The organism is Pseudomonas sp. RHF3.3-3 (assembly GCF_048069595.1).
Taxonomy (GTDB): Bacteria; Pseudomonadota; Gammaproteobacteria; order Pseudomonadales; family Pseudomonadaceae; genus Aquipseudomonas; species Aquipseudomonas fuscovaginae_B.
In genome coordinates, this window is record NZ_CP182250.1 from 6,519,588 (window position 1) to 6,545,827 (window position 26,240).

Sequence of the window (26,240 nt, forward strand, 5' to 3'; positions counted from 1 at the left end):
CTTGAGGTTCAAACGGTCAGGTATGCAAACGCGCCGCACGGAGCGGCCAGATAAATGTCAGGCGCGCCAACGCCAACGGGCCAAGGCCTTGATGACTTTCATCCAGAGTTTGCGAGTGACCACCACGATGGCGTTTCCAGGAGGGGATTGATTACAGTCCGCCGACATTAGCTCAGCGCCGCCCTCCAGGCAACCGGGAATCAGTGCGCGCAGATCATCGATGACCAGCGCCGGCTGCTCTTCGGCGATCGGCCGGCCATGGTTGTAGCCATAGCTGAGGGCCACGCAGGCGACTCCGGCGGCCCTGGCGGCCTGCACATCGCTGCGCGAATCGCCGACGAACAGGCTCTGCGATGCCGGGATGCCGGCCATTTTCATGACATGGAAGAGCGCCGCCGGATCGGGCTTGCGCTGTGGCAGGGTGTCGCCGCCAATGATCCAGCGGAAGAAGCGCCCCAACTGCATCTCGTCGAGCAGGGGCGCGACGAAACGTTCGGGCTTGTTGGTGATCAGGGCCATTTCCACACCCTGCTTCTGCATCCAGCGCAGGGTTTCCCGGACACCGGGGTAGACCGTGGTCCGGTCATGGCCGCCATCATAGGCCGCCATGAACAGCTCCAGGCCCTGCTCGGCGTCGCTTTCGCTCACAGCCGAGTGATCGAGGCCACCGGCCAGGGCCCGACGCACCAGCACCGGGGCGCCGTTGCCGACCCATTCGCGCACCGCTTCCAGGCCGGCAGCGGGCCGGCCCAGGGCGAGCAGCATCTTGTCGACGGCGGCCGCCAGGTCCGGTACCGAATCGATCAGCGTACCATCCAGATCGAACATCACCAGCTTGGGCAGCCCACCCGCAAAGAGCTGCTCGAAGGCACTCATGATCGGGCCAGCGCCAGCTCGGCGCGCATCTTCTGGATGACGTCGCGGTAATCCGGAGCGTTGAAGATCGCCGAGCCGGCGACGAAGGTGTCAGCTCCGGCCTCGGCGATTTCGCGGATGTTGTTCACGTTCACCCCACCGTCGATCTCCAGGCGGATATCACGGCCGCAGGCATCGATCAGCGCCCGTGCCTCGCGCAGCTTGTCGAGGGTCCCGGGAATGAACTTCTGCCCACCGAAGCCCGGGTTGACGCTCATCAGCAGGACCATGTCGACCTTGTCCATCACGTACTTGAGCACATCCAGCGGCGTGGCCGGGTTGAACACCAGGCCAGCCTTGCAACCACCATCGCGGATCAGTTGCAGGGAGCGGTCGACATGCAGGGTGGCTTCGGGATGGAAGGTGATATAGGTCGCACCGGCCTCGATGAAGTCGCCGATGATGCGATCCACCGGGCTGACCATCAGGTGCGCGTCGATCGGCGCGGTAATGCCGTACTTGCGCAGCGCCGCGCAGACCATCGGGCCGATGGTCAGGTTGGGGACGTAGTGGTTGTCCATGACATCGAAGTGCACGATGTCGGCGCCGGCGGCGAGAACGTTGTCCACTTCCTCACCCAGACGGGCGAAGTCGGCGGAAAGAATCGACGGAGCAATTGCGAAGGGCTGCATGACGCACCTTTTTGAGCGGAATCACGGTGGCGCGCATTGTATACCTCATGTTTCGCCAAACGCACCGTGACCGCGATAATTGGCCGCACATGCAGCAGGCTCTTTTCCTACGACTTTAGTCGCCCTCGCAGCGGTTTCCCCCGTATTTACGGACACCCTCCTTAGGAGCCGGCTCTGGCGATAGCGCCCTTGCCATCGCCCGAGATATCACTGGATGGCCGCCTTCGGCGGATCGCCAGCCAGCCGGTTTCAGGCCTGGGTCGTACGCAGCTTCTCGCTGCGCCCGCGCAACCATTCCAGGGTCAGCAGCAGGATCACCGAGAAGGCGATCAGCAAGGTCGCGGCTGCGGCGATGGTCGGGCTGAGGTTTTCGCGGATACCGCTGAACATCTGCCGTGGCAGCGTCGCCTGTTCGGGGCCGGCGAGAAACAGCGTCACCACCACCTCGTCGAAGGAGGTGGCAAAGGCGAACAGCGCCCCGGAAATCACCCCCGGTGCAATCAGCGGCAGGGTCACCCGGCGGAACGTCGTCAGCGGCGATGCCCCCAGGCTGGCCGCAGCACGTACCAGGTTGTGGTTGAAGCCCTGCAGGGTCGCCGAGACGGTGATGATCACGAACGGCACACCCAGCACCGCATGCACCACGATCAGCGAGGAAAAGCTGTTGCCCAGCCCCAGTGGCGCAAAGAACAGGTAGCTGGCGACGCCGATGATCACCACCGGCACCACCATCGGCGAAATCACCAGGGCCATCACCAGCGGCTTGCCGGGGAAGTTGCCACGGGTCAGGCCGATGGCCGCCAGGGTACCGAAGACCATCGCCAGCACCGTCGCCGCCGGAGCGACGATGATGCTGTTCTTCAGGGCGCGCATCCACTCGGCGGAGGCGAAGAAATCCTGGTACCAGTGCAGCGAGAAACCTTGCAGCGGATACACCAGGAAACTGCCGGCATTGAACGACAGCGGAACGATCACCAGTACCGGCAGGACCAGGAACAACAGGATCAACCCGCACAGGATGCGCAAGCTATAGAACCAGACCCGCTCGACGGGCGACATGTATGGACTGAGCATTTCGATTCTCTCCTTAACCCAGGCTCAGGCGGCTGGCGCCCACCAGCCGGCTGTAGATCAGGTACAGCAGCACGGTCGCCAGCAGCAGCAGGCCGCCCAACGCCGTCGCCATGCCCCAGTTGATGCTGGTGTTGGTGTAGAAGGCGACGAAATAGCTGACCATCTGATCGTTCGGGCTGCCCAACAGCGCGGGGGTGATGTAGTAGCCGATCGCCAGGATGAACACCAGCAGGCAACCGGCGCCGACACCGGCATAGGTCTGCGGGAAGTACACCCGCCAGAAGCTGGCGAACGGGTGGCAGCCCAGGGAGATCGCCGCCCGCATGTAGGTCGGCGAGATACCTTTCATCACGCTGTAGATCGGCAGAATCATGAACGGCAGCAGGATGTGGACCATGGAGATGTAGACCCCGGTACGGTTGAACACCAGTTCCAGCGGCTTGTCGATCACCCCCATGGCCATCAGCGCGCTGTTGATCAGGCCGCCCGACTGCAGCAGCACGATCCACGCCGCCACCCGCACCAGGATGGAGGTCCAGAACGGCAGCAGCACGAGAATCATCAGCAGGTTGCTCTTGCGTGCCGGCAGGTTCGCCAGCAGGTAGGCCAGCGGATAGGCCAGGACCAGACAGACCGCGGTGATCACCAGGCCCATCCAGAACGTGCGGGCAAAGATATCGAGATAGATGGCCTGGTCAGGGGTGGCCGCGGCCAGTTCGTCGAGGTCGTCGATGCGATGATCGACGGCCGCCAGCAGGTAATAGGGGGTGACACTACTGGTATTGCGCCGGATCGCCTGCCAGTAAGCCGGATCGCCCCAACGTTCATCGAGGGCTTCCAGGGCTTCCTTGTAGGAGGCCGGTTCAGTCTTGAACGGCAGGGAGCGGGCAGTCTTGGTCAGCAGGCTGCGGTAGCCGGCCAGCTCCATGTTCAGGCGCTTGGACAAGTCGCCCAGGTTCTGATTCTTGCGGGCCTCACCCAGCTCTTCGCCAAGGGCCTTGTAGGCTGCCTCTCCAGGCAGGCCCTTGCCATCCCAGGCCGACACGGCTGCCACGGTACGCGGCAGGGCGCTGATCACCTCGGGGTTGCCGACGCTCTTGTAGAGCAGCGCGACGATAGGCACCAGGAACACCAGCAGCAGGAACAGCACCAGCGGCGCGATCAAGGCCTGGGCCTTCCAGCGGTTGACCCGCTCGGCGCGTGCCAGGCGCTGCTTCAGGGTGGGACTGGTCCCCTCGTTCAGAGGAACGGTGATGGCCATGACGAACTCCGGAAAATTTTTATTGTTACTGACGCATACCGACACCCGATGTGGCGCCTGTAGGAGCGCGGCTTGCCCGCGAATAGGCCCTTGAGGCCGCTAAAAGCTTCGCGGGCAAGCCACGCTCCTACAGGTCAAGGCCAGCAGCATTGGCGGCGCTTGAACGGACGCCGCCGCCAGCAAGCCGGCTCCCACAAAGGGCTGTGGTGTATTACTTGGCCGCCCAGGCGTTGAAGCGCTGCTCCAGTTGCTCGCCGTTGTCAGCCCAGAAGCTGACGTCGATCTGCACCTGGTTGGCGATGTTTTCCGGCGTCGTCGGCATATCCTTGAGGATGTCCTTGGCCAGCAACGGTACCGCCTGGGTGTTGGCCGGGCCGTAGGCGATGTTCTCCGAGTAGGTCTTCTGCTGCTGCGGCATCACCGAGAAGGCGATGAACTTCTTCGCCACGTCGGCACGTGCCTTGTCCAGGCCCTTCGGAATGGCCCAGGCATCGAAGTCGTAGATACCGCCGTTCCACACCACCTTCAGGTTGCTTTCCTTCTGCACCGCGGCGATCCGGCCGTTGTAGGCCGAGCTCATCACCACGTCGCCCGAAGCGAGGTACTGCGGTGGCTGGGCACCGGCTTCCCACCACTGGATGTAGGGCTTGAGTTCATCGAGCTTCTTGAAGGCGCGATCCTGGCCATCCTTGCCGGCCAGCACCTTGTAGACGTCCTTCGGCGCAACGCCGTCAGCCATCAGGGCGAATTCCAGGGTGTACTTGGCACCCTTGCGCAGGCCGCGCTTGCCCGGGAATTTCTTGGTGTCCCAGAAATCGGCCCAGCTGGTTGGCGCGGAAGCGAGCTTGTCGGCGTTGTAGGCCAGTACGGTCGACCAGACGAAGAAGCCTACGCCGCATGGCTGGATGGCACCCTTGACGTAGTCTTCGGTCTTGCCGAACAGCGCCGGGTCCAGTTGCTCGAACATGTCTTCGTCACAGCCGCGGGACAGTTCCGGCGACTCGACTTCGACCAGGTCCCAGGACACGCTCTTGGTGTCGACCATGGCCTTGACCTTGGCCATCTCGCCGTTGTACTCGCCGGCGACGATCTTGCCGTTGCCCGCCTGAGCCTCCCAAGGGGCATAGAACGCCTTGACCTGGGCCGCCTTGTTCGCGCCACCAAAGGACACCACGGTCAGGTCGGTCGCCGCCATGGCATTTGCCGCGCACATCAGCCCTACTGCGAGGGCACTGAATTTCAGGGATTTGAGCATTTATTCTTCTCTCCACGAGTGCAGGTTGGTGAAGCACGGGGCGATGGATTCGCCTCTTGGGGTACAGCGCTTCAGCTGGCGTCGAGCACCGGGTCCAGCGCGCGAACGTGCTCGACCTGCCAGCCAAGGGGTACGACATCACCGACCGCCAGCGCCGGGTCGAGCTCGGCGATGGGCTGTTTCACGAAGAAGTCGGTTTTGCCGCAGACTTCCAGACGCACGCGAACGTGGTCGCCCAGATAGATGAATTCGGCCACGCGCCCGGAGAAGCGGTTGACGCAGGATTCGCTGGAACCATTGAGGCTGATGCGCTCGGGGCGGATCGACAGGGTCACCGGCTCGCCGGCCTTGCCGACATTCACCGCCAGGGCCTCGACCTTCTCGCCGCGCCCCAGCTCGACCACGCAGCGATCGCCGTTGTGGCTGTGCAGGCGCCCGCTGAGGCGGTTGTTCTCGCCGATGAAGTTGGCGACGAAAGTGTTGCGCGGCTCTTCATAAAGCGTGCGCGGTGGCGCGATCTGCTGGATCTCGCCCTGATGGAACACCGCCACCCGATCGGACATGGTCAGGGCTTCGCCCTGGTCGTGGGTCACGTAGACCACGGTCACGCCGAGACGCTGGTGCAGGTGCTTGATTTCCATCTGCATGTGTTCGCGCAGTTGCTTGTCCAGCGCGCCGAGCGGCTCGTCCATCAGCACCAGTTGCGGCTCGAACACCAGTGCCCGGGCCAACGCCACCCGCTGCTGCTGGCCGCCGGACAACTGCGCCGGGTAACGCTGGGCGAACTTGTCGAGCTGGACCATGCCCAGCACACGCTTGACCCGCTCGCTGATGTCGGTCTTGCTCAGGCCGCGCACGGTCAGCGGGAACGCCAGGTTCTCGGCCACGGTCATGTGCGGGAACAGCGCATAGTTCTGGAACACCATGCCGATATCGCGCTTGTGCGGCGGCACGTTGTTGATGGAGCGCCCGGCCAGTTGGATCTCGCCGGCGGTCGGTGTTTCGAACCCGGCCAGCATCATCAGGCTGGTGGTCTTGCCGGAACCGGAGGGCCCGAGCAAGGTAAGGAATTCGCCCTTGCGAATGTCCAGGTTGAGGTCCTTGACGATCAGGTTTTCCCCATCGTAGCTCTTCTGCACGCCACGAAAGCTGACCAGGATGTCCTTGGCCCCAGCGCTTGAATCAACCTCGCTCATACCCACACCTTTTTGTTTTGACTGCCGTGGTCTAAGCCTAGTGAAGGCTGCACACAGCGCAAATCGGGGGCCGGGAGAGATTGTCCTCAGCAGTCTGGAAGAGTTGTTGTAGGGATTGCCCTACAGGGATGGCGCTATTGGATAAGCCGACAAACGGATCGCCACGGCAGGCCTTATGACATCATCCAGCCCCGACCGACAGTTGTCGCAAATGGATACGCCCACTCTTTTTTCCATCGGCGCAAGCGTCAGAGCAACTTGTGCTCCATGGCGTATTTCACCAGTTCAGCCAGGGAGGTGACGTTGAGTTTCTGCATCAGCCTGGCCTTGTGGGTACTGATGGTCTTGCTGCTCAACGCCAGTTGCTGGGCGATGTCGTTCACGTTGGCGCCCTGGGCCAGGCGCTCGAATACCGAGAATTCCCGCTCCGACAGCAAAGCGTGCAGTGGCCGGGAATCGGTCAGGCCGACCTCGAAGACCATCCGGTCGGCCAGTTCGGGGTCGATGTAGCGCCCGCCCGCCGCCACCTTGCGAATGGCGGTCAGCAACAGCGACGGATCGCTGTCCTTGGTGGCATAGCCGGCGGCGCCGATCTTCAGCGCCCGGGCGGCCATCTGCGCCTCGTCATGCATCGACAGCACCAGGATCGCCGGCGGATCGCTCAGCGCGCGAATCCGCGGAATGGCCTCCAGGCCGTTGACCCCGGGCATCGAGATATCCAGCAGCACCACCTCGCAGGGCGTATGCCGCAAGGCTTCCATCAGTTGCTCGCCATTGCTCGCCTCCCCCGCCACCTGCAGGTCCCTGGCCAGGCCGATCAACTGCTTGATGCCCTCGCGGACGATGGTGTGGTCTTCGGCTACCAGTACGCGGATCACGTCTTACTCCTGCTCGGTCAAAGGGCTTGCATGGCCTGCGGCGGGTCCAACGGTACACGAACGCTCAGCGTCGTGCCTTCGCCGACAGCGCTTTCCAGCGACAGGCTGCCGCCCAGCATCAGTACGCGCTCGCGCATGCCGACCACGCCGAACGAAGTCGGCCGGCCACTCGGGGCGACAAACCCGACACCGTCATCGCTGATGCTCAGGCACAGGTCCTGCCCGTCGATCGCCAGCGTCAGTTCCACAGTATGCGCCTGGGCATGGCGCATGACATTGGTCAGCGCCTCCTGGAGAATCCGGAACAGCCCGGTGGCCTTGGCATCGCTGAGCGCCGGCAGGTTTTCCGGAACCTGCACCAGGCACGGGATCTGCGTCCGCGCCTCGAAACGCCGCGCCTGCCATTCGATCGCCGAGGCGATACCGGCATCGAGAATCGGCGGGCGCAAGGCGGTCGCGACATCGCGCACCAGTTGGAACAATTGCGCGATCAGCTTCTTCATGCTGTTCAGGCGCTCGTTCAACCCGGGGTCCAGCTCGGCATAGGCCAGCTCGCACATGGAGGTTTCCAGCTTGAGCACCGTCAGCATCTGCCCCAGCTCATCGTGAACCTCCCGGGCGATACGGGCCTTCTCCTCCTCCCGGACACTCTCCAGGTGCGCCGACAGCTCGCGCAGTTGCTCGCGCGAACTGGCCAGTTCCAACTCGATCCGCTTGCTTTCACTGATGTCCCAGACGATACCGTCCCAGACCATCGTGCCATCCGCCAGACGGCGGGTGATGGCCTTGATCTCGGCCCAGCGCTGCCGGCCTTCGCGGGTCATGATCCGGCCCTGCCAGGACCAGTCGCTGCCGGAATCGATCGCCAGGTCCTGGACACGATGATAGTCGGCGCGGTCGTCCGGATGGACCACGCTGCGCAGGCCGACCTCCTGCCGACGCAGGGTGGCGGGCGCATGGCCCACCAGGCTCTCGCTGCCCTCGCTGATATACGGGAAGTACAGCTCGCCGGTCTGCGGCACCCGCTCCAGGCGAAATACCAGCCCCGGAACGTTGGCCGCGATCCCCTTGAGCCGGGCCTCGCTCTCCTGCAGCGCGGCCAGGGCACGGCGGCGCTCGGTGACATCGTTGAGATAGACCACCAGGTATTCGCCATCACGAAAGCGCAGGAAGCTGAGGGACACGTCGGCCGGCAGGATGCTGCCGTCGGCCCGCAGGCATTGGGTCTCGAAGCTTTGTGGCGCCTCGTCGCTGGCCCGGGCGCGCTTCCACAGGTTCAGCCAGCGGTCCATGTGCAGGTTCGGCTCAAAGTCGATCAGCGGCCGATCGAACAACGCGCCCGGGGGGTAGCCGAGCATCTCCTCGGCCGCCCGGTTGGCATAACGCACGTGGCTGTCCCAGTTGACCCAGAGAATGCCCACGGTGCTCTGGTCGATGGAAAACTGGGTCAGGCGCAAGGCCTCCTCGCTGGCCTCGCGTCGGGCCAGGTCCTCGCGGGCGGCGAGCAGGGCCTGCTCGAGGCTGCGTTGCTGGCGGCGCAACCAGAACACGATCGCCAGGCCCGCCATGAACATCACCGCCAGCAGCAGGCAAAGGTTCTGCCAGAAGCCCGGCGATGCCGACAGGCGCGGGTACTTGGGTTGCAACCAGCGCAGGTGGAGTTGATCGAGGTCCCGAGCCGGTATCGCATGCAACGCCTTCTCGACGATGCCCGCCAGTTCTGGCCAGTCACGCCGGCTGGCCACCCGCAACAGTTGCGGCAGGCCGATATCGCCGACCACCGCCAGCCCGGCGAACTCTTCCTCGCCGGACAGGCGACTGAGTTGCGCCTCATCGACCACGGCATAACGGGCCTGCTGGCTCAACAGCAGTTGCAGGGCCTGGCGCTCCGCCGGAACGCCCTGCAGGTTGAGATTGCTGTAGGTACCGCGCAGGTAATCGGCAATCGCACTGGGCATGCGCACGGCGACCCGGGTCTGGCTGTCGAGCTTTTCCAGCTCCACGGCCCCGGCGCCGTTGCGCTCGCCAACGACCAACTGCGGCACCCGCATGTACGGATCGGAGAACAGCCAGAGGCGCAGGCCGGCCGGCGTCTGGGTCAGGCCCGGGGCGAGATCGACCTCGTCCTCCTCCAGAGCCTTTTCCAACTGGGCCTGGTCGGGAAAGTTACGCCAGGTCAGCTCGACATTCATCGCCTTGGCCAGCCACTGCATCAACTCGACATTGGCCCCCGACAGGCGCTGCAGGCGTCGGTCGTACTGCGCGTAAGGCGCCTGCAGTACCAGTCCGACCCGCAGTTCCCGATGCTCGTCGAGCCAGCGGCGCTGCTCGGCGGACAAGGGCAGGCCATTGCCCGCAGGGGCCGACGCAGCCCAGGCGATCAAGGGAAGACACAGCCAGCCGATAACCCAAAGACAGCAAAAACGCATGATTCGACTCATCCACACTGACAAATACTGACCAACCCATTAGGCTGCCAGGATTACCTCTGGCCTGGAAAATCCGATGCCCCCTGTCTACCGCTCGGCACTGCCTGCGCTGTGCCTGTCGATGATCCTACCGCTTGCCGCGCCGGTCCTGGCGGCAGATCCGGCACCCGCACCGGCGAAAGACACGCCCGCCGAGAAACCGGTTGAACGCCAGTCCTTGCCCGAACGCAGCCAGGAAGACGCCACCGCCCTGGAGCGGCAACTGCCGCTACAGGAGCAACAACAGCTGCAGGCGGCCGGTGACACCTTCCTGGCCCTGTGGAAACCGGCCAACACCCCGACGCCCAGCGGTGCGGTGATCATAATCCCCGGGGCCGGTGAAACCGCTGACTGGCCCCAAGCCGTCGCGCCCTTGCGCAACCAATTGCCGGACGCCCAGTGGAGCAGCCTGAGTCTGACACTCCCGGACCTGCAAAGCGACGCCTCCCTGCCACGGGTGGTCGAAGCGCCAAAACCGGCGGAGCCGGCAGCGAGCAACAGCAAGGACGCCAGTACCACCAGCAAGCCGATCGAACAGGCGGCCAGCGCCGAAGCCGACATCCCCGACCAGGCCCCCGCCGCCACCGCCGAGGACCCGCTCAAGGGCGATGCCGAGCGGATCTTTGCCCGTTTCGATGCCGCCATTGCCTACGCTCAACAGCAGAATGCCCGCAGCATCGTGTTGCTGGGGCATGGCACCGGCGCCTACTGGGCAACCCGCTATCTGATCGAGAAAGCCTCGCCACAAGTGCAGAAGCTGGTGCTGGTGGCTGCGCAGACGCCGGCCAGCGCCAAGGCAGACCTGGCGCAACTGACGCCCGGCCTGAAAGTGGCGACCGCCGACTTCTTCTATCAGGACAAGGCGCTGGATCGCAAAGCCGCCCTGCTGCGCCTGCAAGCCAGCAAACGCCAGAAGACTTCCAGCTACACCCAGGTGGGACTGAAGGCGATCCCGGGCAACCCGGGCCAGCAACAGTTGGTCCGGCGGGTTCGTGGCTACCTGAACCCGCAGGATCAGGACAGCCAGTAACCCGCCTGCACCTCAGCGGAAGTCCCGGCGCTCGCGGATCAGCGCATAGGCCTGATGCAACTCCCGGGTTTTCTCGGTGGCTTCCTGCACCTGGGCCGGGGTCGCGCCCATCCCGGCCACCTTGTCCGGATGGTGACGACTGAGCAGGCGCCGATAAGCCCGCTTGATCTGTGCCGGCTCGCTGGTCGCGGTCACCCCGAGTACCCGCAAGGCATCCTGATAGCTGCCGGCGCTGCTCATCAGCGGCTTGCGGCTGGGCTCGTAGTCACTGGCCAGGGCCTGGACCTGCTGCGTCGTCCAGCCCAGCCACTTGCCCCAGAGCAGAATCAGCTCGCGCTCCTCCCGCCCGGCCCGACCGTCGGCCCAGACCATTCGCCAGCAGGCCCGCAGCACACCCTCGGCGGCGTGGGGCTGGGCCTTGAGGTGACGCAGGTAGCCACGCAGGCGATCCTCTCCCGACTTGCCCCGGTTGAACGCGGCAATCGCCCGCCGCTGCGCCGGTTCGCCCATGTCCAGTTGGCGCATTTCCTGACGCGCCTGCTGGATGTGCCCGTCGACCACCCGTCCATCACTCTTGGCCAGGCGCCCGAGCAGGACGAACAGCAGTTCGTCGTTGCGCAGTGCCGGTTTGCCGCCCAGGCGTTCGCGCAAGTGTGCCCAACTGTGCAACTGCAGGCGCCGATCCAGCGCCTGCCCCAACAACCCGCCCAACATGGCCCCCGGAATGCTGGCGATGGCAAAGCCCGCCCCGGCTCCAATCAGAGTCCCTGGCCACAACATATCAGTGCCTCTCTTGCAGCAGTTGCTCGACTTGGGCCAGGCGCTCCACGGTGCCGACATCCACCCACTGTCCCTGAAGGTGCTCGCCGCTCACCTGCCCTCGGGCCATGGCCTCGCGCAACAGTGGGGCCAGCTTGAACGCCCCGGCATGGCAACCGGCAAACAGTCGCGGATGCAGCACCGAGATGCCGCTGAAGGTCAGCCTGGGCAGATCCGGACGATCGTCGAACAGCCGACCGTCAAGCAGCGCAAAGTCGCCTCCGGACGGATGATGCGGCGGGTTGTCGACCATCACCAGGTGAACCAGGCCAGCCAGCGGACGGCGCAATGCCGAGAAATCATAATCGGTCCAGATATCGCCATTGACCACCAGGAAGGGCTCGTCGCCCAGCAACGGCAGCGCCCGGAAGATCCCGCCACCGGTCTCCAGCGGCTCGCCTTCCGGCGAATAGGCGATGCTCAGGCCATGACGCGAACCGTCGCCGAGGTAATCCTCGATCTGCTGGCCGAGCCAGGCATGATTGATGACGATCTCCCTGAAGCCGGCCGCCGCCAGGGCCCGCAGGTGATAGTCGATCAGCGGCACGCCGTTGGCCCGGATCAGCGGCTTGGGTGTGTGCAGGGTCAGCGGGCGCATGCGCTCGCCCTTCCCCGCCGCCAGGATCATCGCCCTCATAGCGTGGCCCCGGACGGCAGGCGCAGGCTGTCAAGCAGTTCACCCAGCTCGGCCAACTCCGGCCGGCGTGCCAGCACCGCTTCGATATAGGCGAAGAAGCGCGGCACGTCCGCCAGGTAGCGCGGCTTGCCATCGCGATGGCAGATACGGGCAAAGATACCGATCACCTTCAGGTGGCGCTGCACCCCCATCAGGTCGCTGGCCCGGTGGAACGCCTCGAAATCCGCCTGGACCGCAATGCCCTGCTGGCGAGCCCGCTCCCAGTAGCCATGCAGCCAATCGACGACCCGGGCCTCGGGCCAACTGAGAAACGCATCCTTGAACAGGCAGGTAATATCGTAGGTCACCGGGCCGTAGACTGCATCCTGAAAGTCCAGCACCCCCGGGTTGGGCTCGCTCAGCATCAGGTTGCGCGGCATGTAGTCACGGTGCACCAGCACCTTCGGCTGTGCCAGGGCACTGTCGATCAACAACGTACTGACCCGCTGCCACAGCTCCAGTTGCCGTGGGCTGAAGACGGCACCCAACTCGCGCCCCACATACCATTCGGGGAACAGCTCCAGCTCGCGCCGCAGCAGGGCGACGTCATAGCTCGGCAGATCGGCCTCCAGCGGCAGTTGCTGGAAAGCCAGCAAGGCATCGATGGCATCGGCGAACAGGGCATCGGCGTTCTCGTCGTCGATCACATCCAGATAGGTCCGGTTGCCCAGGTCGTTGAGCAGCAGAAAGCCGTTTTCCAGATCCTGAGCATAAATTTCCGGCACGTTGATGCCGGATTTCGCCAGCAAATGGGCAATATCCACGAAGGGTTTGCAGTTCTCGCGCGGCGGCGGAGCATCCATCACGATGAAGCTGCGGTCCTCGCCCTGCCAGCGGAAATACCGGCGGAAACTCGCGTCACTGCTGGCTGCGGTCAGGGTGGCGTCCGGTACGGCACCCCAGCCCCTGGCCAGGAACAGGGATGCCAGTTGCTCATCCAGCCAAACTTTCAGGTGTTGCAAGCGTAGATCTTGGTCGGGCATTACTAAGGGTCTCCGACGGCGCTAGCCGTCAAGCGGGTCATGCTTTATTATCCAGCATCTTTTTCAGACCATCGATAGGCGTGCGGCCCTTACCGCGGGCAGATGGCACGCAGGAAGCCCGGACTAATAAGATGGCATTGAAATCCCCCGCGTTTCGTAGAAAGTTTCCGTTGCTGGTCACCGGCGGTTTGCTGGCCCTGCAACCTCTGGCCACTTCGTTCGTTGTTGCTGCTGAACAGTATGACTGCTCGGCCTCGGCTTCGGGCGCCTGGAGTTGTGCGCCGAAAGCGACCACCGCCCAGTTGCCACCGCGTCCCGTGCACGACGCCGGCTCGGTCGGCGGCACCTCCCAGGCCACCGCGGACAGCAGCTCCGGCAGCGACAGCGCGCCGGCGACCAAGCTGGTCACCGAAGCCAAGGGCCGTGGTCTGAAATCCCGCAGCGCCGACTACAGCCACCTCGACTGGGTTCCCCGCGAGAAGCTGACGCCGGCCCAGTTGGCCGAGACCGGACCATACTGCTCTGGTGCCTATATCGAACCGATTCGTCCTGGCATGAATGACAAGACGAATAAAAGTGATGCGCCGACCTTCATCGGTGCCAAGGCTTCGCGTTACGAGCAGGAGCAACAGGTCGCCAGCCTGGCCGGTGACGTGGTCATGCGCCAGGGCAGCATGCAGGTCGAGGCCGACGAGGCGAACCTGTACCAGGCGGAAAACCGTGGCGAGCTGAGCGGCAACGTGCGTGTTCGCGACAACGGCGCCCTGATGGTGGGCGATCACGCGGACGTCCAGCTGGACACCGGCGAAGCCAAGGTCGACAACGCCGAATACGTGCTACACAAGTCACGCGTGCGGGGCAGCGCGCTCTACGCCAAGCGGGCCGAGAACGCGATCATCCGTCTCAAGGACGGTACGTACACCACCTGCGAACCGAGCAGCAACGCCTGGCAACTCAAGGGCAACAACATCACCCTGAACCCGGCGACCGGCTTCGGTACCGCGACCAACGTGACACTGCGGGTCAAGGACATTCCGGTCCTGTACACGCCGTATATCTACTTCCCGATCGACAACCGTCGCCAGTCCGGCTTCCTGCCGCCGAGCTTCAGTTCGGATAGCGACAACGGCTTCACCCTGGTCACACCGTACTACTTCAACCTGGCACCGAACTACGATGCCACGTTGTACCCACGCTACATGACCAAGCGCGGCTTGCTGATGGAAGGGGAATTCCGCTACCTGACCAAGTCCAGCGAAGGCCAGTTCGGCGGCGCGTACCTGAACGACGACAGCAACGATCGCTCGAAGCAGACCGACTCCGAAAAAACCCGCTACATGCTCAACTGGCAGCACAAGGGCGGCCTGGACTCGCGTATCCTGACCGAAGTCGACTACACCAAGATCAGCGACCCCTACTACTTCCAGGACCTGACCAGCGACCAGATCGGCGTCAAGGACAGCAGCAACTACGTCAACCAGCAGGCTGCCGTCAGCTACCGCGGCGACAGCTATACCGCCAAGCTGAACCTGCAGGCGTATCAGATGGCCAGCGTGTCCAACATCACGCCTTACAACCGCCTGCCGCAGATCACCTTCAACGGTGAACTGCCTTACCATCCCGAAGGTCTCGATTTCACCTACGAGACTGAAGCGGTGCGTTTTGAACGTAGCCTGGAGACCGGCAACTTTTTTGACAAGGATGGCGGGCCGTTCAACGCGGACGGTACCGTGGGCACACCACGCCTGGACACCAACGTCACCGGTCTGGCCCGCGCCAACGGTGACCGCCTGAATCTCAAGCCAGGTGTCAGCCTGCCACTTAACTGGACCTATGGCTACGTAAAGCCATCGCTCAAGTACCAGTACACCAAGTACGATCTGGACCTTGGCGCCCAGGGCAGAGAGGATCTGCTCACCAACCGTGGCAACGCTTCTGCCTTGGGTGAGAGCTACAGCAGCTCGCAAAGCCGTGGCGTGCCTATCGCCAGCATCGACAGCGGCCTGTACTTCGACCGCAACACCAGCATGTTCGGCACCAACTATCGCCAGACCCTGGAACCACGCCTGTTCTATCTCTACGTTCCAGAGAAGGACCAGAAGGACATTCCGGTTTTCGATACGGGTGAGTACAGCTTCAACTACGCCTCGCTGTTCCGCGAGAACCGTTTCTCCGGTTCGGACCGTGTCGGCGACGAGAACAAGCTGTCCCTGGGCGTGACCAGCCGCTGGATCGAGGACAACGGCTTCGAGCGCCAGCGCATCAGCGTCGGCCAGGCCCTGTACTTCAAGGACCGCGCCGTTCAATTGCCAGGTGTCGACTACCATACCCGCGCCGACGCCAAGGCCAACGTATCGCCCTACGCCCTGGAATACGCCTACCGTTTCAACCGCGACTGGCGCGCGACCGCCGACTACAACTGGGACCCGGACAGCCACAGCCCACGCTCGGGCAGTGCGATGTTCCACTACCAGCCTGAAGACAACCCGAACAAGGTCTTCAACGCCGGCTATCGCTATCGCAACGACCAGGTCATCTACAACCAGAACACCGGTCAGTGGCAGTTCGGTGGTGACTACGGCACTCCAGGCACGCCTGGCTACGTGAAGGACTACTACAAGATCCAGCAGCACGATTTCTCGGTCATCTGGCCGGTGGTGCCGCAGTGGAACGTCATCAGCCGCTGGCAGTACGACTACAACCGCAACCGCACGCTGGAAGCCTTTGGTGGTTTCGAGTATGACAACTGCTGCTGGAAACTGCGCCTGATCAACCGTTACTGGGTCAAGTATGACGAATTCAGTCAGGAAGCCCCACAGAACGAGAAAGGCGACCACGGCATCTTCCTCCAAATTGTCCTGAAGGGTCTGGGCGGCGTTCTCGGCCAGAAAGTAGAAACCTTCCTCGACAAAGGCATCCAAGGTTATCGTGAACGTGAAGATCAAGCTTTCTGATTGTCTGCGCCCGCTGATGCTGGGCGCACTGGCCCTGAGTGCCGCGGTTCACGCCGCGGTACAACCCCTGGACAACGTCGTGGCGATCGTCGACAACGACGTGATCATGCAGAGCCAACTGGACCAGCGCGTCCACGAAGTCCAGCAGAGCATTGCCAAGCGCGGCGGCGGCGTACCACCGACCAGCGTCCTGGACCAGCAGGTCCTCGACCGCCTGATCGTCGAGAACCTGCAGCTGCAGATCGGCGAACGTTCCGGCATTCGCATTTCCGATGAGGAACTGAACCAGGCCATCGGCAGCATCGCCCAGCGCAACAACATGTCGATCGACCAGTTCAAGGCCGCCCTGGCCCACGACGGCCTCTCCTACGAGGACGCCCGCGACCAGGTTCGCCGTGAAATGATCATCAGCCGCGTGCGCCAGCGCCGGGTTGCCGAGCGGGTGCAGGTGTCCGAACAGGAAGTGAAGAACTTCCTCGCCTCGGACCTGGGCAAGATGCAGCTTTCTGAAGAACTGCACCTGGCCAACATCCTGATCGCCACCCCGGACAGCGCCAGTTCGCAAGCCATCCAGGCCGCGGCGGCCCAGGCCCAGGACATCTACCGGCAGCTGAAGCAGGGTGCCGACTTCGCCCAGTTGGCGATTGCCAAGTCCGGCAGCGACAACGCCCTCGAAGGCGGTGACATGGGCTGGCGCAAGCCGGCACAACTGCCACCACCGTTCGACCAGATGTTGAGCAACCTGCCGGTAGGCGGGATCACCGAGCCAGCCCGTGCACCCGGTGGTTTCATCATCCTCAAGGTACTGGACAAGCGTGGTGGCGAGACCCAGATGCGCGACGAAGTGCATGTTCGTCACATCCTGATCAAGCCGAACGCCATCCGCAGCGAAGCCGAGACCCAGGCACTGGCCCAGAAACTCTACGAGCGCATCCAGAATGGTGAAGACTTCGCCACCCTGGCCAAGAGCTTTTCGGAAGACCCGGGTTCGGCTCTCAACGGTGGCGACCTGAACTGGATCGACCCGAAGGTACTCGTTCCCGAGTTCCAGGAAGTGATGGCCAAGACCCCGCAAGGCGTGCTGTCCAAGCCATTCAAGACCCAATACGGCTGGCACGTGCTGGAAGTCCTCGGCCGTCGCGCCACCGACAGCACCAATCAGGCTCGCGAGCAACAGGCCATGACCGTACTGCGTAACCGCAAGTACGACGAAGAGCTGCAGACCTGGCTGCGTCAGATCCGCGACGAGGCCTACGTTGAAATCAAGCTCCCTGGCGCAGACCAGGCAGCCAAGTGAAACCCAGGCGTTTTGCGCTGACCCCCGGCGAGCCGGCAGGCATCGGTCCAGACCTTTGTCTGCTGCTGGCCTCGCAGCCCCAGCCCTACCCCCTGATTGCCATTACCAGTCGTGACCTGCTCGCCGAGCGGGCCACGCAACTGGCGGTGGCCGTCGACCTGCTGGCGGTAGGGCCGGACCACTGGCCAGAGCAGCCGGCCCCCGCTGGCAGCCTCTACGTCTGGGATACGCCACTGGCCGCCCCGGTCGTGCCCGGGCAACTGGAGCAGGCCAACGCGGCCTTCGTCCTGGAAACCCTGACTCGCGCCGGCGAAGGCTGCCTCAACGGCGATTTCGCCGGCATGATCACCGCTCCGGTGCACAAGGGCGTGATCAACGACTCCGGGATCGCCTTTTCCGGGCACACGGAGTTCCTCGCCGACCTGACCCATACCCGCCAGGTGGTGATGATGCTCGCCACCCGCGGACTGCGCGTGGCGCTGGTCACCACGCACCTGCCGCTGCGCCAGGTGGCCGACGCGATTACCGACGAGCGCCTGGAGCGCGTCACGCGCATCCTGCACACCGATCTCAAGGAAAAGTTCGGCATCGCCCAGCCACGAATCCTGGTATGCGGGCTCAACCCCCATGCCGGTGAAGGTGGTCACCTGGGCCACGAAGAGATCGACGTCATCGAACCGACCCTGGAGCGTCTGCGCAGTGAGGGCATGGACTTGCGCGGCCCGCTGCCCGCCGACACTCTGTTTACCCCCAAATATCTGGAGCACTGCGACGCGGTGCTGGCGATGTACCATGATCAGGGCCTGCCCGTGCTGAAATACAAAGGTTTCGGCGCGGCAGTCAACGTGACCCTCGGCTTGCCGATCATCCGCACCTCGGTCGACCACGGCACTGCCCTGGACCTGGCCGGCAGCGGCAAAATCGACACCGGCAGCCTGCAAGTCGCCCTGGAAACCGCCTACCAGATGGCCGAGACCCGTTTATGAGCGAGCAATACCAACACCGGGCGCGCAAGCGCTTCGGCCAGAACTTCCTGCATGATGCCGGCGTGATCGATCGCATCCTGCGGGCCATCCGAGCCAAGGCCGAAGACCGCATGCTGGAAATCGGCCCGGGCCAGGGCGCCCTGACCGAAGGCCTGCTGAGCAGCGGCGCACAACTGGACGTGGTTGAACTGGACAAGGACCTGGTCCCGATCCTCAACCAGCAGTTCGCCGGCAAGCCGAACTTCCAACTGCATCAGGGCGATGCACTGAAGTTCGACTTCACCACGCTGAACGCCGCCCCCAACAGCCTGCGAGTAGTCGGCAACCTGCCCTACAACATCTCGACACCACTGATTTTCCACCTGCTGGACAATGCCAGCCTGATCCGCGACATGCACTTCATGCTGCAGAAGGAAGTCGTCGAGCGTCTGGCCGCCGGCCCCGGTGGAGGCGACTGGGGTCGCCTGTCGATCATGGTCCAGTATCACTGCCGCGTCGAACACCTGTTCAACGTCGGCCCTGGCGCTTTCAATCCGCCACCCAAGGTCGACTCGGCGATCGTCCGCCTGGTACCTCACCAGGTGCTACCGCACCCGGCCAAGGATCACCGCCTGCTGGAACGCATCGTTCGCGAAGCCTTCAACCAGCGCCGCAAGACCCTGCGCAACACGCTCAAGGCCCTGCTCAGCAGCGCCGACATCGAGGCCGCCGGCGTCGATGGCAGCCTGCGCCCGGAGCAACTGGACCTGGCCGCCTTCGTCCGCCTGGCCGACAAGCTCAGCGAACAGTCCGACAAGTCGCCTGTCACCGACTGACAGTACACCCCACCGTGACCGGGTACGGCGCCAGACAGCATATCTGGCCTACTACCCGGCACTTGGCCTAGACTGAGTGCCATCAGTCGCATCTTTCGCTTTTGCTTCCAAGGCCTCTTGCATGTCCGATCCTCGCTATCAGGTCGACGTCAGCGTCGTCACCCGGTTCCTCGCTGAACAATCCCAGCCCGAACAGAACCGCTTCGCCTTTGCCTACACCATTACCGTGCAGAACAACGGGCAGTTGCCTGCGCGCCTGCTGTCCCGACACTGGGTGATCACCGACGGTGACGGCCACGTGGAGGAGGTTCGCGGGGCCGGCGTGGTCGGCCAGCAACCGCTGATCGAAGTCGGAGAAAGCCACACCTACAGCAGTGGCACGGTCATGACCACCCAGGTCGGCAACATGCACGGCAGCTACCAGATGCTGGCCGAGGATGGTCAGCACTTCGACGCCATCATCGCGCCGTTCCGTCTTGCCGTACCCGGAGCCCTGCACTGATGGCGGTGTACGCCGTCGGCGACCTGCAAGGCTGCCTGGAACCGCTCAAGTGCCTGCTCGAACGGGTGCGCTTCGACCCTGCCTGCGATCGCCTGTGGCTGGTCGGCGACCTGGTCAACCGCGGCCCGCAGTCCCTGGAGACCCTGCGCTACCTCTATCGCATGCGCGACTCGCTGGTCTGCGTGCTCGGTAATCATGACCTGCACCTGCTGGCTGCCGCGCAGAACGTTGAACGCCTGAAGAAAAGCGACACCCTGCGCGAAGTACTCGAAGCCCCGGATGCACCGGAACTGCTCGGCTGGTTGCGCCAGCAGAAGCTGCTGCATCATGACCCGGAACGCAACGTGGCACTGGTCCATGCCGGTATTCCGCCACAGTGGTCGCTGAAAAAGGCGCTCAAACTCGCCGCGGAAGTCGAAGCGGCCCTGCGTGACGACCAGCAGTTCAGGCCCTTCCTGGCTGGCATGTACGGCAACGAACCGAACAAGTGGGACGGCGACCTGGAAGGCATCACCCGCCTGCGGGTGATCACCAACTATTTCACCCGCATGCGCTTCTGCACCGCCGAAGGCAAACTCGACCTCAAGGGCAAGGAAGGCGCCGACACCGCGCCGGCCGGCTACGCGCCCTGGTTCAGCTTCAGGGAGCGCAGGACCCAGGGGCTGAAGATCATCTTCGGTCATTGGGCCGCACTCGAAGGCCAATGCGACGTGCCGGACATCTTCGCCCTCGACACCGGTTGTGTCTGGGGCAGTGCCATGACCCTGATGAACGTCGACACCGGCGAGCGCCTGAGCTGCAAGTGCGACAGCCAGGGCGGCGTCGCACCACCGCCGACCCTGGCCGAGCGATTCCGCGCCTGGCTCTATCGCTGACTCTACGACCTACAAGCCCCCGACCGGAGCCAACCATGAGCGAATTCAAACGCATCCCTCCCGAACAAGCCCAGGCCCTGCGCGAGCAAGGTGCCGTGGTCGTCGACATCCGCGATCCGCAGGCATTCGCCCTGCAGCACATCGCGGGCGCGAAACACCTGGACAATCACTCACTGCACGACTTCATCACCAACGCCGATCTGGATAAGCCGCTGGTGGTGTGCTGCTACCACGGCAATTCCAGCCAGAGTGCGGCAGCCTACCTGGCGGGCCAGGGTTTCTCCGAGGTCTACAGCCTGGATGGCGGCTTCGAACTGTGGCGTACGACCTATCCTTCGGAAATCGCTCAAGATATTTCCGAATAATTTTTTTCTTCCGCTCAAGCCCGCACGAACCGCGGGCTAGAGCATTTCCTGACGAACGGTAAAGCGCAACTAATTGCGCATCCCGCCTTGACCTCCCCGATTCCGAACTATCCTTAAGCGCGAGGCCATCCAAATCAGGGGAGAGCCGGTACACCGGCGTACGGGTCATCGGTAGTAATTTTCAAGGCCACCGCCGCCTTGAAGGTGTTCTGGGGGGTAAACGGCAACGGCTTCACCGTTGCATGCCAGCACTTGACTGACTGATCCGGCACCGGCTCCAAGTATCGAGCGAGGTGACGTCATGAGCATATTCAGCCATTTCCAACAACGCTTCGAATCCACACGGCAGGAAGAACTCACGCTGCAGGAGTATCTTGAGCTGTGCAAAAAGGATCGCAGCGCCTACGCCTCGGCAGCCGAGAGGATGCTACTGGCAATCGGCGAACCCGAACTGCTGGATACGTCCACCAACTCACGGTTGTCGCGCATCTTCTCCAACAAGGTGATCCGTCGCTATCCGGCCTTTGAAGACTTCCATGGGATGGAGGAATGCATCGACCAGATCGTTTCGTATTTCCGCCACGCCGCCCAGGGCCTGGAAGAGAAGAAACAGATCCTCTATCTGCTCGGTCCGGTGGGGGGTGGTAAATCCTCCCTGGCGGAAAAGCTGAAACAACTGATCGAGAAGGTGCCCTTCTACGCCATCAAGGGCTCGCCGGTGTTCGAGTCGCCACTGGGCCTGTTCAACGCCACGGAGGACGGCGCGATCCTCGAGGAAGACTTCGGCATTCCGCGGCGCTACCTGAACACCATCATGTCGCCCTGGGCGACCAAGCGCCTGGCCGAGTTCGGCGGCGACATCAGCCAGTTCCGCGTGGTCAAGCTCTACCCTTCGATCCTCAACCAGATCGCCGTGGCCAAGACCGAGCCCGGTGACGAGAACAACCAGGACATTTCCGCGCTGGTGGGCAAGGTCGATATCCGCAAGCTGGAGGAATTCCCGCAGAACGACGCCGACGCCTACAGCTACTCAGGCGCCCTGTGCCGGGCCAACCAGGGCCTGATGGAGTTCGTCGAGATGTTCAAGGCACCGATCAAGGTGCTGCACCCATTGCTGACCGCCACCCAGGAAGGCAACTACAACAGCACCGAAGGCCTGGGGGCGATTCCCTTCACCGGCGTACTGCTGGCGCACTCCAACGAATCGGAATGGCACACCTTCCGCAACAACAAGAACAACGAGGCGTTCATCGACCGGATCTACATCGTCAAGGTCCCGTACTGCCTGCGGGTCAGCGACGAAGTGAAGATCTACGACAAGCTGCTGCACAACAGTTCGCTGTCCAAGGCGCACTGCGCGCCCGACACCCTGCGGATGCTCGCCCAGTTCACCGTGCTCTCGCGCCTCAAGGAGCCGGAAAACTCGAACATCTACTCGAAAATGCGCGTCTACGACGGGGAAAACCTCAAGGACACCGATCCCAAGGCCAAGTCGATCCAGGAATACCGCGACGCGGCTGGCGTCGATGAAGGCATGAACGGCCTGTCGACCCGCTTCGCGTTCAAGATCCTGTCCAAGGTCTTCAACTTCGACCCCCATGAGATCGCCGCCAACCCGGTACACCTGCTGTATGTGCTCGAACAGCAGATCGAACAGGAACAGTTCCAGGCCGAAACCCGCGAACGCTACCTGCGCTACCTCAAGGAATACCTGGCGCCGCGCTACATCGAGTTCATCGGCAAGGAAATCCAGACTGCCTACCTGGAATCCTACAGCGAATACGGCCAGAACATTTTCGATCGCTACGTGCTGTACGCCGACTTCTGGATCCAGGACCAGGAATACCGCGATCCGGAAACCGGCGAGATCCTCAATCGCGTCGCGCTCAACGAGGAACTGGAAAAGATCGAGAAACCGGCCGGCATCAGCAATCCGAAGGATTTCCGCAACGAAATCGTCAACTTCGTACTGCGCGCCCGGGCCAACAACAACGGCAAGAATCCGACCTGGCTCAGCTACGAGAAGCTGCGGGTGGTGATCGAGAAGAAAATGTTCTCCAACACCGAGGATCTGCTGCCGGTCATCAGCTTCAACGCCAAGGCCAGCAAGGAGGATCAACAGAAACACAACGACTTCGTCACACGCATGGTCGAACGCGGCTACACCGACAAACAGGTACGCCTGCTCTCCGAGTGGTACCTGCGGGTTCGCAAGTCGCAGTAACGGCAGCTGCAAGCGCCAGGCTGCAGGTCGTCGACACGTCCACCGGCGTGTCCGCGGTCCGCGCAGCCAACCGCTTGTCCCCGAGTTTCCAGCCCGGTGCTGGAAGCCTGTAACTTGAAGCTGCCCGGAGGGCTCCACCATGAGCTATGTGATCGACCGACGCCTCAATGGCAAGAACAAGAGCACGGTGAACCGCCAGCGCTTCCTGCGGCGTTACCGTGACCACATCAAGAAAGCGGTCGAGGAGGCCGTGAGCCGCCGTTCCATCACCGACATGGAACACGGCGAACAGATCAGCATTCCCGGTCGCGACATCGACGAGCCGGTGCTCCACCATGGGCGCGGCGGCAAGCAGACCGTGGTCCATCCCGGCAACAAGGAATTCACCACCGGCGAACACATTCCCAGGCCACAGGGCGGAGGCGGCGGACGCGGTCCCGGCAAGGCCGGCAACTCCGGCGAAGGGATGGATGAGTTCGTCTTCCAGATCACCCAGGAGGAATTCCTCGAATTCATGTTCGAGGACCTGGAACTGCCGAACCTGGTCAAGCGCAACCTCACCGGCACCGACACCTACAAGACCGTCCGCGCCGGGATCAGCAACGAGGGCAACCCCTCGCGCATCAACATCATCCGCACCCTGCGCTCGGCCCATGCCCGACGCATCGCCCTGTCCGGCAGCAGCCGGGCGAAACTCAAGGAGGCCAAGGCCGAACTGGAGCGACTGAAACGCGAAGAACCGGACAACTTCGGCGATATCCAGGAAATCGAGGCGGAAATCGAACGACTCAGCGCGCGCATTCACCGTGTGCCGTTCCTCGACACGTTCGACCTCAAGTACAACCTGCTGGTCAAGCAACCCAACCCCAGCTCCAAGGCCGTGATGTTCTGCCTGATGGACGTGTCCGGCTCGATGACCCAGGCGACCAAGGACATCGCCAAGCGCTTCTTCATCCTGCTGTACCTGTTCCTCAAGCGTAACTACGACAAGATCGAAGTGGTGTTCATCCGCCATCACACCAGCGCCCGGGAGGTCGACGAGGAGGAGTTCTTCTACTCGCGGGAAACCGGCGGCACCATCGTCTCCAGCGCCCTGAAGCTGATGCAGGAGATCATGGCCGAACGCTATCCAACCAACGAATGGAACATCTATGCCGCCCAGGCCTCCGACGGCGACAACTGGAACGATGATTCGCCGATCTGCCGCGACATCCTGATCAACCAGATCATGCCGTTCGTGCAGTACTACACTTATGTAGAGATCACCCCGCGCGAACACCAGGCCCTGTGGTACGAGTACGAACGCATCAGCGAAGCGTTCAGCGATACGTTTGCCCAGCAGCAGCTGGTATCGGCCGCCGATATCTATCCGGTCTTCCGTGAACTCTTCCAGCGCAGGTTAGTGACATGACCTCCAGAGAGCAGAAACAGCCCAAGCGCCAACCCATTTCCACCGGCTCGGAATGGACCTTCGAACTGATCCAGGCCTACGACCGCGAAATCAGCCGTATCGCCGAGCGCTACGCCCTGGACACCTACCCCAACCAGATCGAGGTGATCACCGCCGAGCAGATGATGGATGCCTATGCCTCGGTGGGGATGCCCCTGGGCTATCACCACTGGTCCTACGGCAAGCACTTCCTCAGCACCGAGAAGTCCTACAGCCGCGGCCAGATGGGCCTGGCCTACGAGATCGTGATCAATTCCGACCCCTGCATCGCCTACCTGATGGAGGAAAACACCATCTGCATGCAGGCGCTGGTGGTCGCGCACGCCTGCTACGGCCACAACAGCTTCTTCAAGGGCAACTACCTGTTCCGTACCTGGACCGATGCCAGCTCGATCATCGACTATCTGGTTTTCGCCAAGCAGTACATCACCCAGTGCGAGGAACGCCACGGTATCGACGCCGTCGAGGACCTGCTCGACTCCTGCCACGCCCTGATGAACTACGGCGTCGACCGCTACAAGCGCCCCTACCCGATCTCCGCGGAGGAGGAACGGCGTCGGCAGAAGGAGCGTGAAGAACACCTGCAGAAACAGATCAACGACCTGTGGCGAACCATTCCCAAGGGCGCGGACAAGCTCAGCGAGAAGGACACCGCCCGCTTCCCCTCCGAACCCCAGGAGAACATTCTCTATTTCATCGAGAAACACGCGCCGCTGCTGGAACCCTGGCAGCGGGAAATCGTGCGGATCGTGCGCAAGATCGCCCAGTACTTCTATCCGCAGCGCCAGACCCAGGTGATGAACGAAGGCTGGGCGACGTTCTGGCACTACACCCTGATGAACGATCTCTACGACGAAGGCCTGGTCACCGACGGCTTCATGATGGAATTCCTCGCCTCCCATACCAGCGTGGTGTTCCAGCCCGGCTTCGACAGCCCCTACTACAGCGGGATCAACCCTTATGCCCTGGGCTTCGCGATGTACCGCGACATCCGCCGGATGTGCGAGGAACCCACCGAAGAAGACCGCCGCTGGTTCCCCGAGCTGGCGGGCAGCGACTGGTTGTCGAGCATCAAGTTCGCCATGAGCAGCTTCAAGGACGAGAGTTTCATCCTGCAGTACCTGTCGCCCAAGGTGATCCGCGACCTGAAGCTGTTCAGCATTCTCGACGACGATCAACGCGACGACCTGCTGGTACCGGCCATCCACGACGAAAGCGGCTACCGGACCATCCGCGAAACCCTGGCCGCCCAGTACAACCTGGGCAACCGCGAGCCCAACGTGCAGATCTGGAGCATCGACCGCCGCGGCGACCGTTCGCTCACCCTGCGCCACCAGCAACACAACCGCAAACCCCTGGGCGACTCGACCGAGGAGGTACTCAAGCATCTGCATCGCCTGTGGGGCTTCGACATCCACCTGGAAACCCTGCAGGGCGACCAGATCATGAAGACCCATCACGTTCCCCCCAAAGGCGAACACGGCGAAAGCGAGTACGGTCGACTCGACCTGGCCGTGATTCACCTCTGAGTTGCAGACACCTCCGTTGGCGGACAACACAGGTTATCCTGTCCGGCTAACGGAGG

At 62.9% G+C, this 26,240-nt stretch carries 21 protein-coding genes and 1 pseudogene; 11 read left to right on the plus strand and 11 right to left on the minus strand.

Going from position 1 to position 26,240, the window contains the following annotated elements; genetic code table 11:
- Positions 1-57 precede the first annotated feature (57 nt).
- The 8 genes from ACMGT0_RS28720 to ACMGT0_RS28755 form a co-directional block, all read right to left on the minus strand.
- Entirely contained in the window at positions 58-876 is an 819-nt protein-coding gene (locus ACMGT0_RS28720; RefSeq protein ID WP_054057005.1) for a phosphoglycolate phosphatase, read from the minus strand.
- Positions 873-1,547: a ribulose-phosphate 3-epimerase gene (rpe, locus tag ACMGT0_RS28725; RefSeq protein WP_273825962.1), complete on the minus strand. Its 675-nt coding sequence runs from the start codon at positions 1,545-1,547 to the stop codon at positions 873-875. Before rpe ends, ACMGT0_RS28720 begins: the two co-directional genes overlap by 4 nt.
- A 249-nt stretch (positions 1,548-1,796) precedes the next feature.
- Entirely contained in the window at positions 1,797-2,621 is an 825-nt protein-coding gene (locus ACMGT0_RS28730; protein WP_054057007.1) for an ABC transporter permease, read from the minus strand.
- A gap of 13 nt (positions 2,622-2,634) precedes the next feature.
- Positions 2,635-3,882 (minus strand): ABC transporter permease, encoded by a 1,248-nt coding sequence (locus ACMGT0_RS28735; RefSeq protein ID WP_416770716.1) that lies wholly within the window; start codon positions 3,880-3,882, stop codon positions 2,635-2,637.
- 211 nt (positions 3,883-4,093) lie between these two features.
- The gene (locus ACMGT0_RS28740; RefSeq protein ID WP_017902871.1) at positions 4,094-5,137 is read right to left on the minus strand and encodes an ABC transporter substrate-binding protein; all 1,044 of its coding nucleotides are present in this window, start codon (positions 5,135-5,137) and stop codon (positions 4,094-4,096) included.
- Between the two features lie 71 nt (positions 5,138-5,208).
- A complete protein-coding gene (locus ACMGT0_RS28745; protein ID WP_054057010.1) occupies positions 5,209-6,333 on the minus strand; it encodes an ABC transporter ATP-binding protein in 1,125 nt (374 codons plus the stop codon).
- A 248-nt stretch (positions 6,334-6,581) separates the two neighbouring features.
- A complete protein-coding gene (locus tag ACMGT0_RS28750; protein WP_273825963.1) occupies positions 6,582-7,211 on the minus strand; it encodes a response regulator transcription factor in 630 nt (209 codons plus the stop codon).
- A 17-nt stretch (positions 7,212-7,228) separates the two neighbouring features.
- Positions 7,229-9,652, minus strand: a complete 2,424-nt coding sequence (locus ACMGT0_RS28755; protein WP_416770719.1) for a PAS domain S-box protein — start codon at positions 9,650-9,652, stop codon at positions 7,229-7,231.
- Positions 9,653-9,716: 64 nt separating this feature from the next.
- On the opposite strand from ACMGT0_RS28755, the gene ACMGT0_RS28760 reads away from it, so the two are divergent.
- A complete protein-coding gene (locus tag ACMGT0_RS28760; protein ID WP_054057012.1) occupies positions 9,717-10,709 on the plus strand; it encodes an alpha/beta hydrolase family protein in 993 nt (330 codons plus the stop codon).
- A 12-nt stretch (positions 10,710-10,721) separates the two neighbouring features.
- On the opposite strand, the gene ACMGT0_RS28765 is transcribed toward ACMGT0_RS28760, so the two are convergent.
- From ACMGT0_RS28765 to ACMGT0_RS28775, 3 genes are read right to left on the minus strand one after another with little or no spacing between them, the layout of a single operon-like run.
- Positions 10,722-11,489, minus strand: a complete 768-nt coding sequence (locus ACMGT0_RS28765) for a TerB family tellurite resistance protein (protein ID WP_054064663.1) — start codon at positions 11,487-11,489, stop codon at positions 10,722-10,724.
- A 1-nt stretch (position 11,490) separates the two neighbouring features.
- A complete protein-coding gene (gene murU, locus ACMGT0_RS28770) occupies positions 11,491-12,165 on the minus strand; it encodes an N-acetylmuramate alpha-1-phosphate uridylyltransferase MurU (protein ID WP_416770722.1) in 675 nt (224 codons plus the stop codon).
- Complete coding sequence (locus tag ACMGT0_RS28775; protein ID WP_416770724.1) at positions 12,162-13,187, minus strand: aminoglycoside phosphotransferase family protein; 1,026 nt, start codon at positions 13,185-13,187, stop codon at positions 12,162-12,164. The genes murU and ACMGT0_RS28775 overlap by 4 nt, the downstream gene beginning before the upstream one ends.
- Before the next feature lie 398 nt (positions 13,188-13,585).
- On the opposite strand from ACMGT0_RS28775, the pseudogene ACMGT0_RS28780 reads away from it, so the two are divergent.
- The 10 genes and pseudogenes from ACMGT0_RS28780 to ACMGT0_RS28825 form a co-directional block, all read left to right on the plus strand.
- Positions 13,586-16,141 (plus strand): annotated as a pseudogene (locus ACMGT0_RS28780) (LPS-assembly protein LptD); the annotation flags it as partial.
- Complete coding sequence (locus tag ACMGT0_RS28785) at positions 16,116-17,438, plus strand: peptidylprolyl isomerase (RefSeq protein ID WP_081009941.1); 1,323 nt, start codon at positions 16,116-16,118, stop codon at positions 17,436-17,438. The pseudogene ACMGT0_RS28780 and the gene ACMGT0_RS28785, both read left to right, overlap by 26 nt.
- The gene (gene pdxA / locus ACMGT0_RS28790) at positions 17,435-18,424 is read left to right on the plus strand and encodes a 4-hydroxythreonine-4-phosphate dehydrogenase PdxA (protein WP_416770726.1); all 990 of its coding nucleotides are present in this window, start codon (positions 17,435-17,437) and stop codon (positions 18,422-18,424) included. The genes ACMGT0_RS28785 and pdxA overlap by 4 nt, the downstream gene beginning before the upstream one ends.
- Complete coding sequence (gene rsmA / locus ACMGT0_RS28795; RefSeq protein ID WP_054057019.1) at positions 18,421-19,239, plus strand: 16S rRNA (adenine(1518)-N(6)/adenine(1519)-N(6))-dimethyltransferase RsmA; 819 nt, start codon at positions 18,421-18,423, stop codon at positions 19,237-19,239. Before pdxA ends, rsmA begins: the two co-directional genes overlap by 4 nt.
- A gap of 121 nt (positions 19,240-19,360) precedes the next feature.
- On the plus strand, positions 19,361-19,741 hold the full coding sequence (apaG, locus tag ACMGT0_RS28800) for a Co2+/Mg2+ efflux protein ApaG (protein WP_054057020.1): 381 nt from the start codon (positions 19,361-19,363) through the stop codon (positions 19,739-19,741).
- The gene (locus ACMGT0_RS28805; RefSeq protein ID WP_054057021.1) at positions 19,741-20,616 is read left to right on the plus strand and encodes a symmetrical bis(5'-nucleosyl)-tetraphosphatase; all 876 of its coding nucleotides are present in this window, start codon (positions 19,741-19,743) and stop codon (positions 20,614-20,616) included. The genes apaG and ACMGT0_RS28805 overlap by 1 nt, the downstream gene beginning before the upstream one ends.
- A 35-nt stretch (positions 20,617-20,651) precedes the next feature.
- Positions 20,652-20,981, plus strand: a complete 330-nt coding sequence (glpE, locus tag ACMGT0_RS28810) for a thiosulfate sulfurtransferase GlpE (RefSeq protein ID WP_054057022.1) — start codon at positions 20,652-20,654, stop codon at positions 20,979-20,981.
- A gap of 301 nt (positions 20,982-21,282) precedes the next feature.
- Positions 21,283-23,205 carry a PrkA family serine protein kinase gene (locus ACMGT0_RS28815; RefSeq protein ID WP_054057023.1) on the plus strand — a complete coding sequence of 641 codons (1,923 nt, stop codon included), beginning with the start codon at positions 21,283-21,285 and terminating at the stop codon, positions 23,203-23,205.
- Between the two features lie 139 nt (positions 23,206-23,344).
- Positions 23,345-24,616 (plus strand): YeaH/YhbH family protein, encoded by a 1,272-nt coding sequence (locus ACMGT0_RS28820; RefSeq protein ID WP_017902887.1) that lies wholly within the window; start codon positions 23,345-23,347, stop codon positions 24,614-24,616.
- Positions 24,613-26,184, plus strand: a complete 1,572-nt coding sequence (locus ACMGT0_RS28825) for a SpoVR family protein (protein ID WP_416770729.1) — start codon at positions 24,613-24,615, stop codon at positions 26,182-26,184. The genes ACMGT0_RS28820 and ACMGT0_RS28825 overlap by 4 nt, the downstream gene beginning before the upstream one ends.
- Positions 26,185-26,240 lie beyond the last annotated feature (56 nt).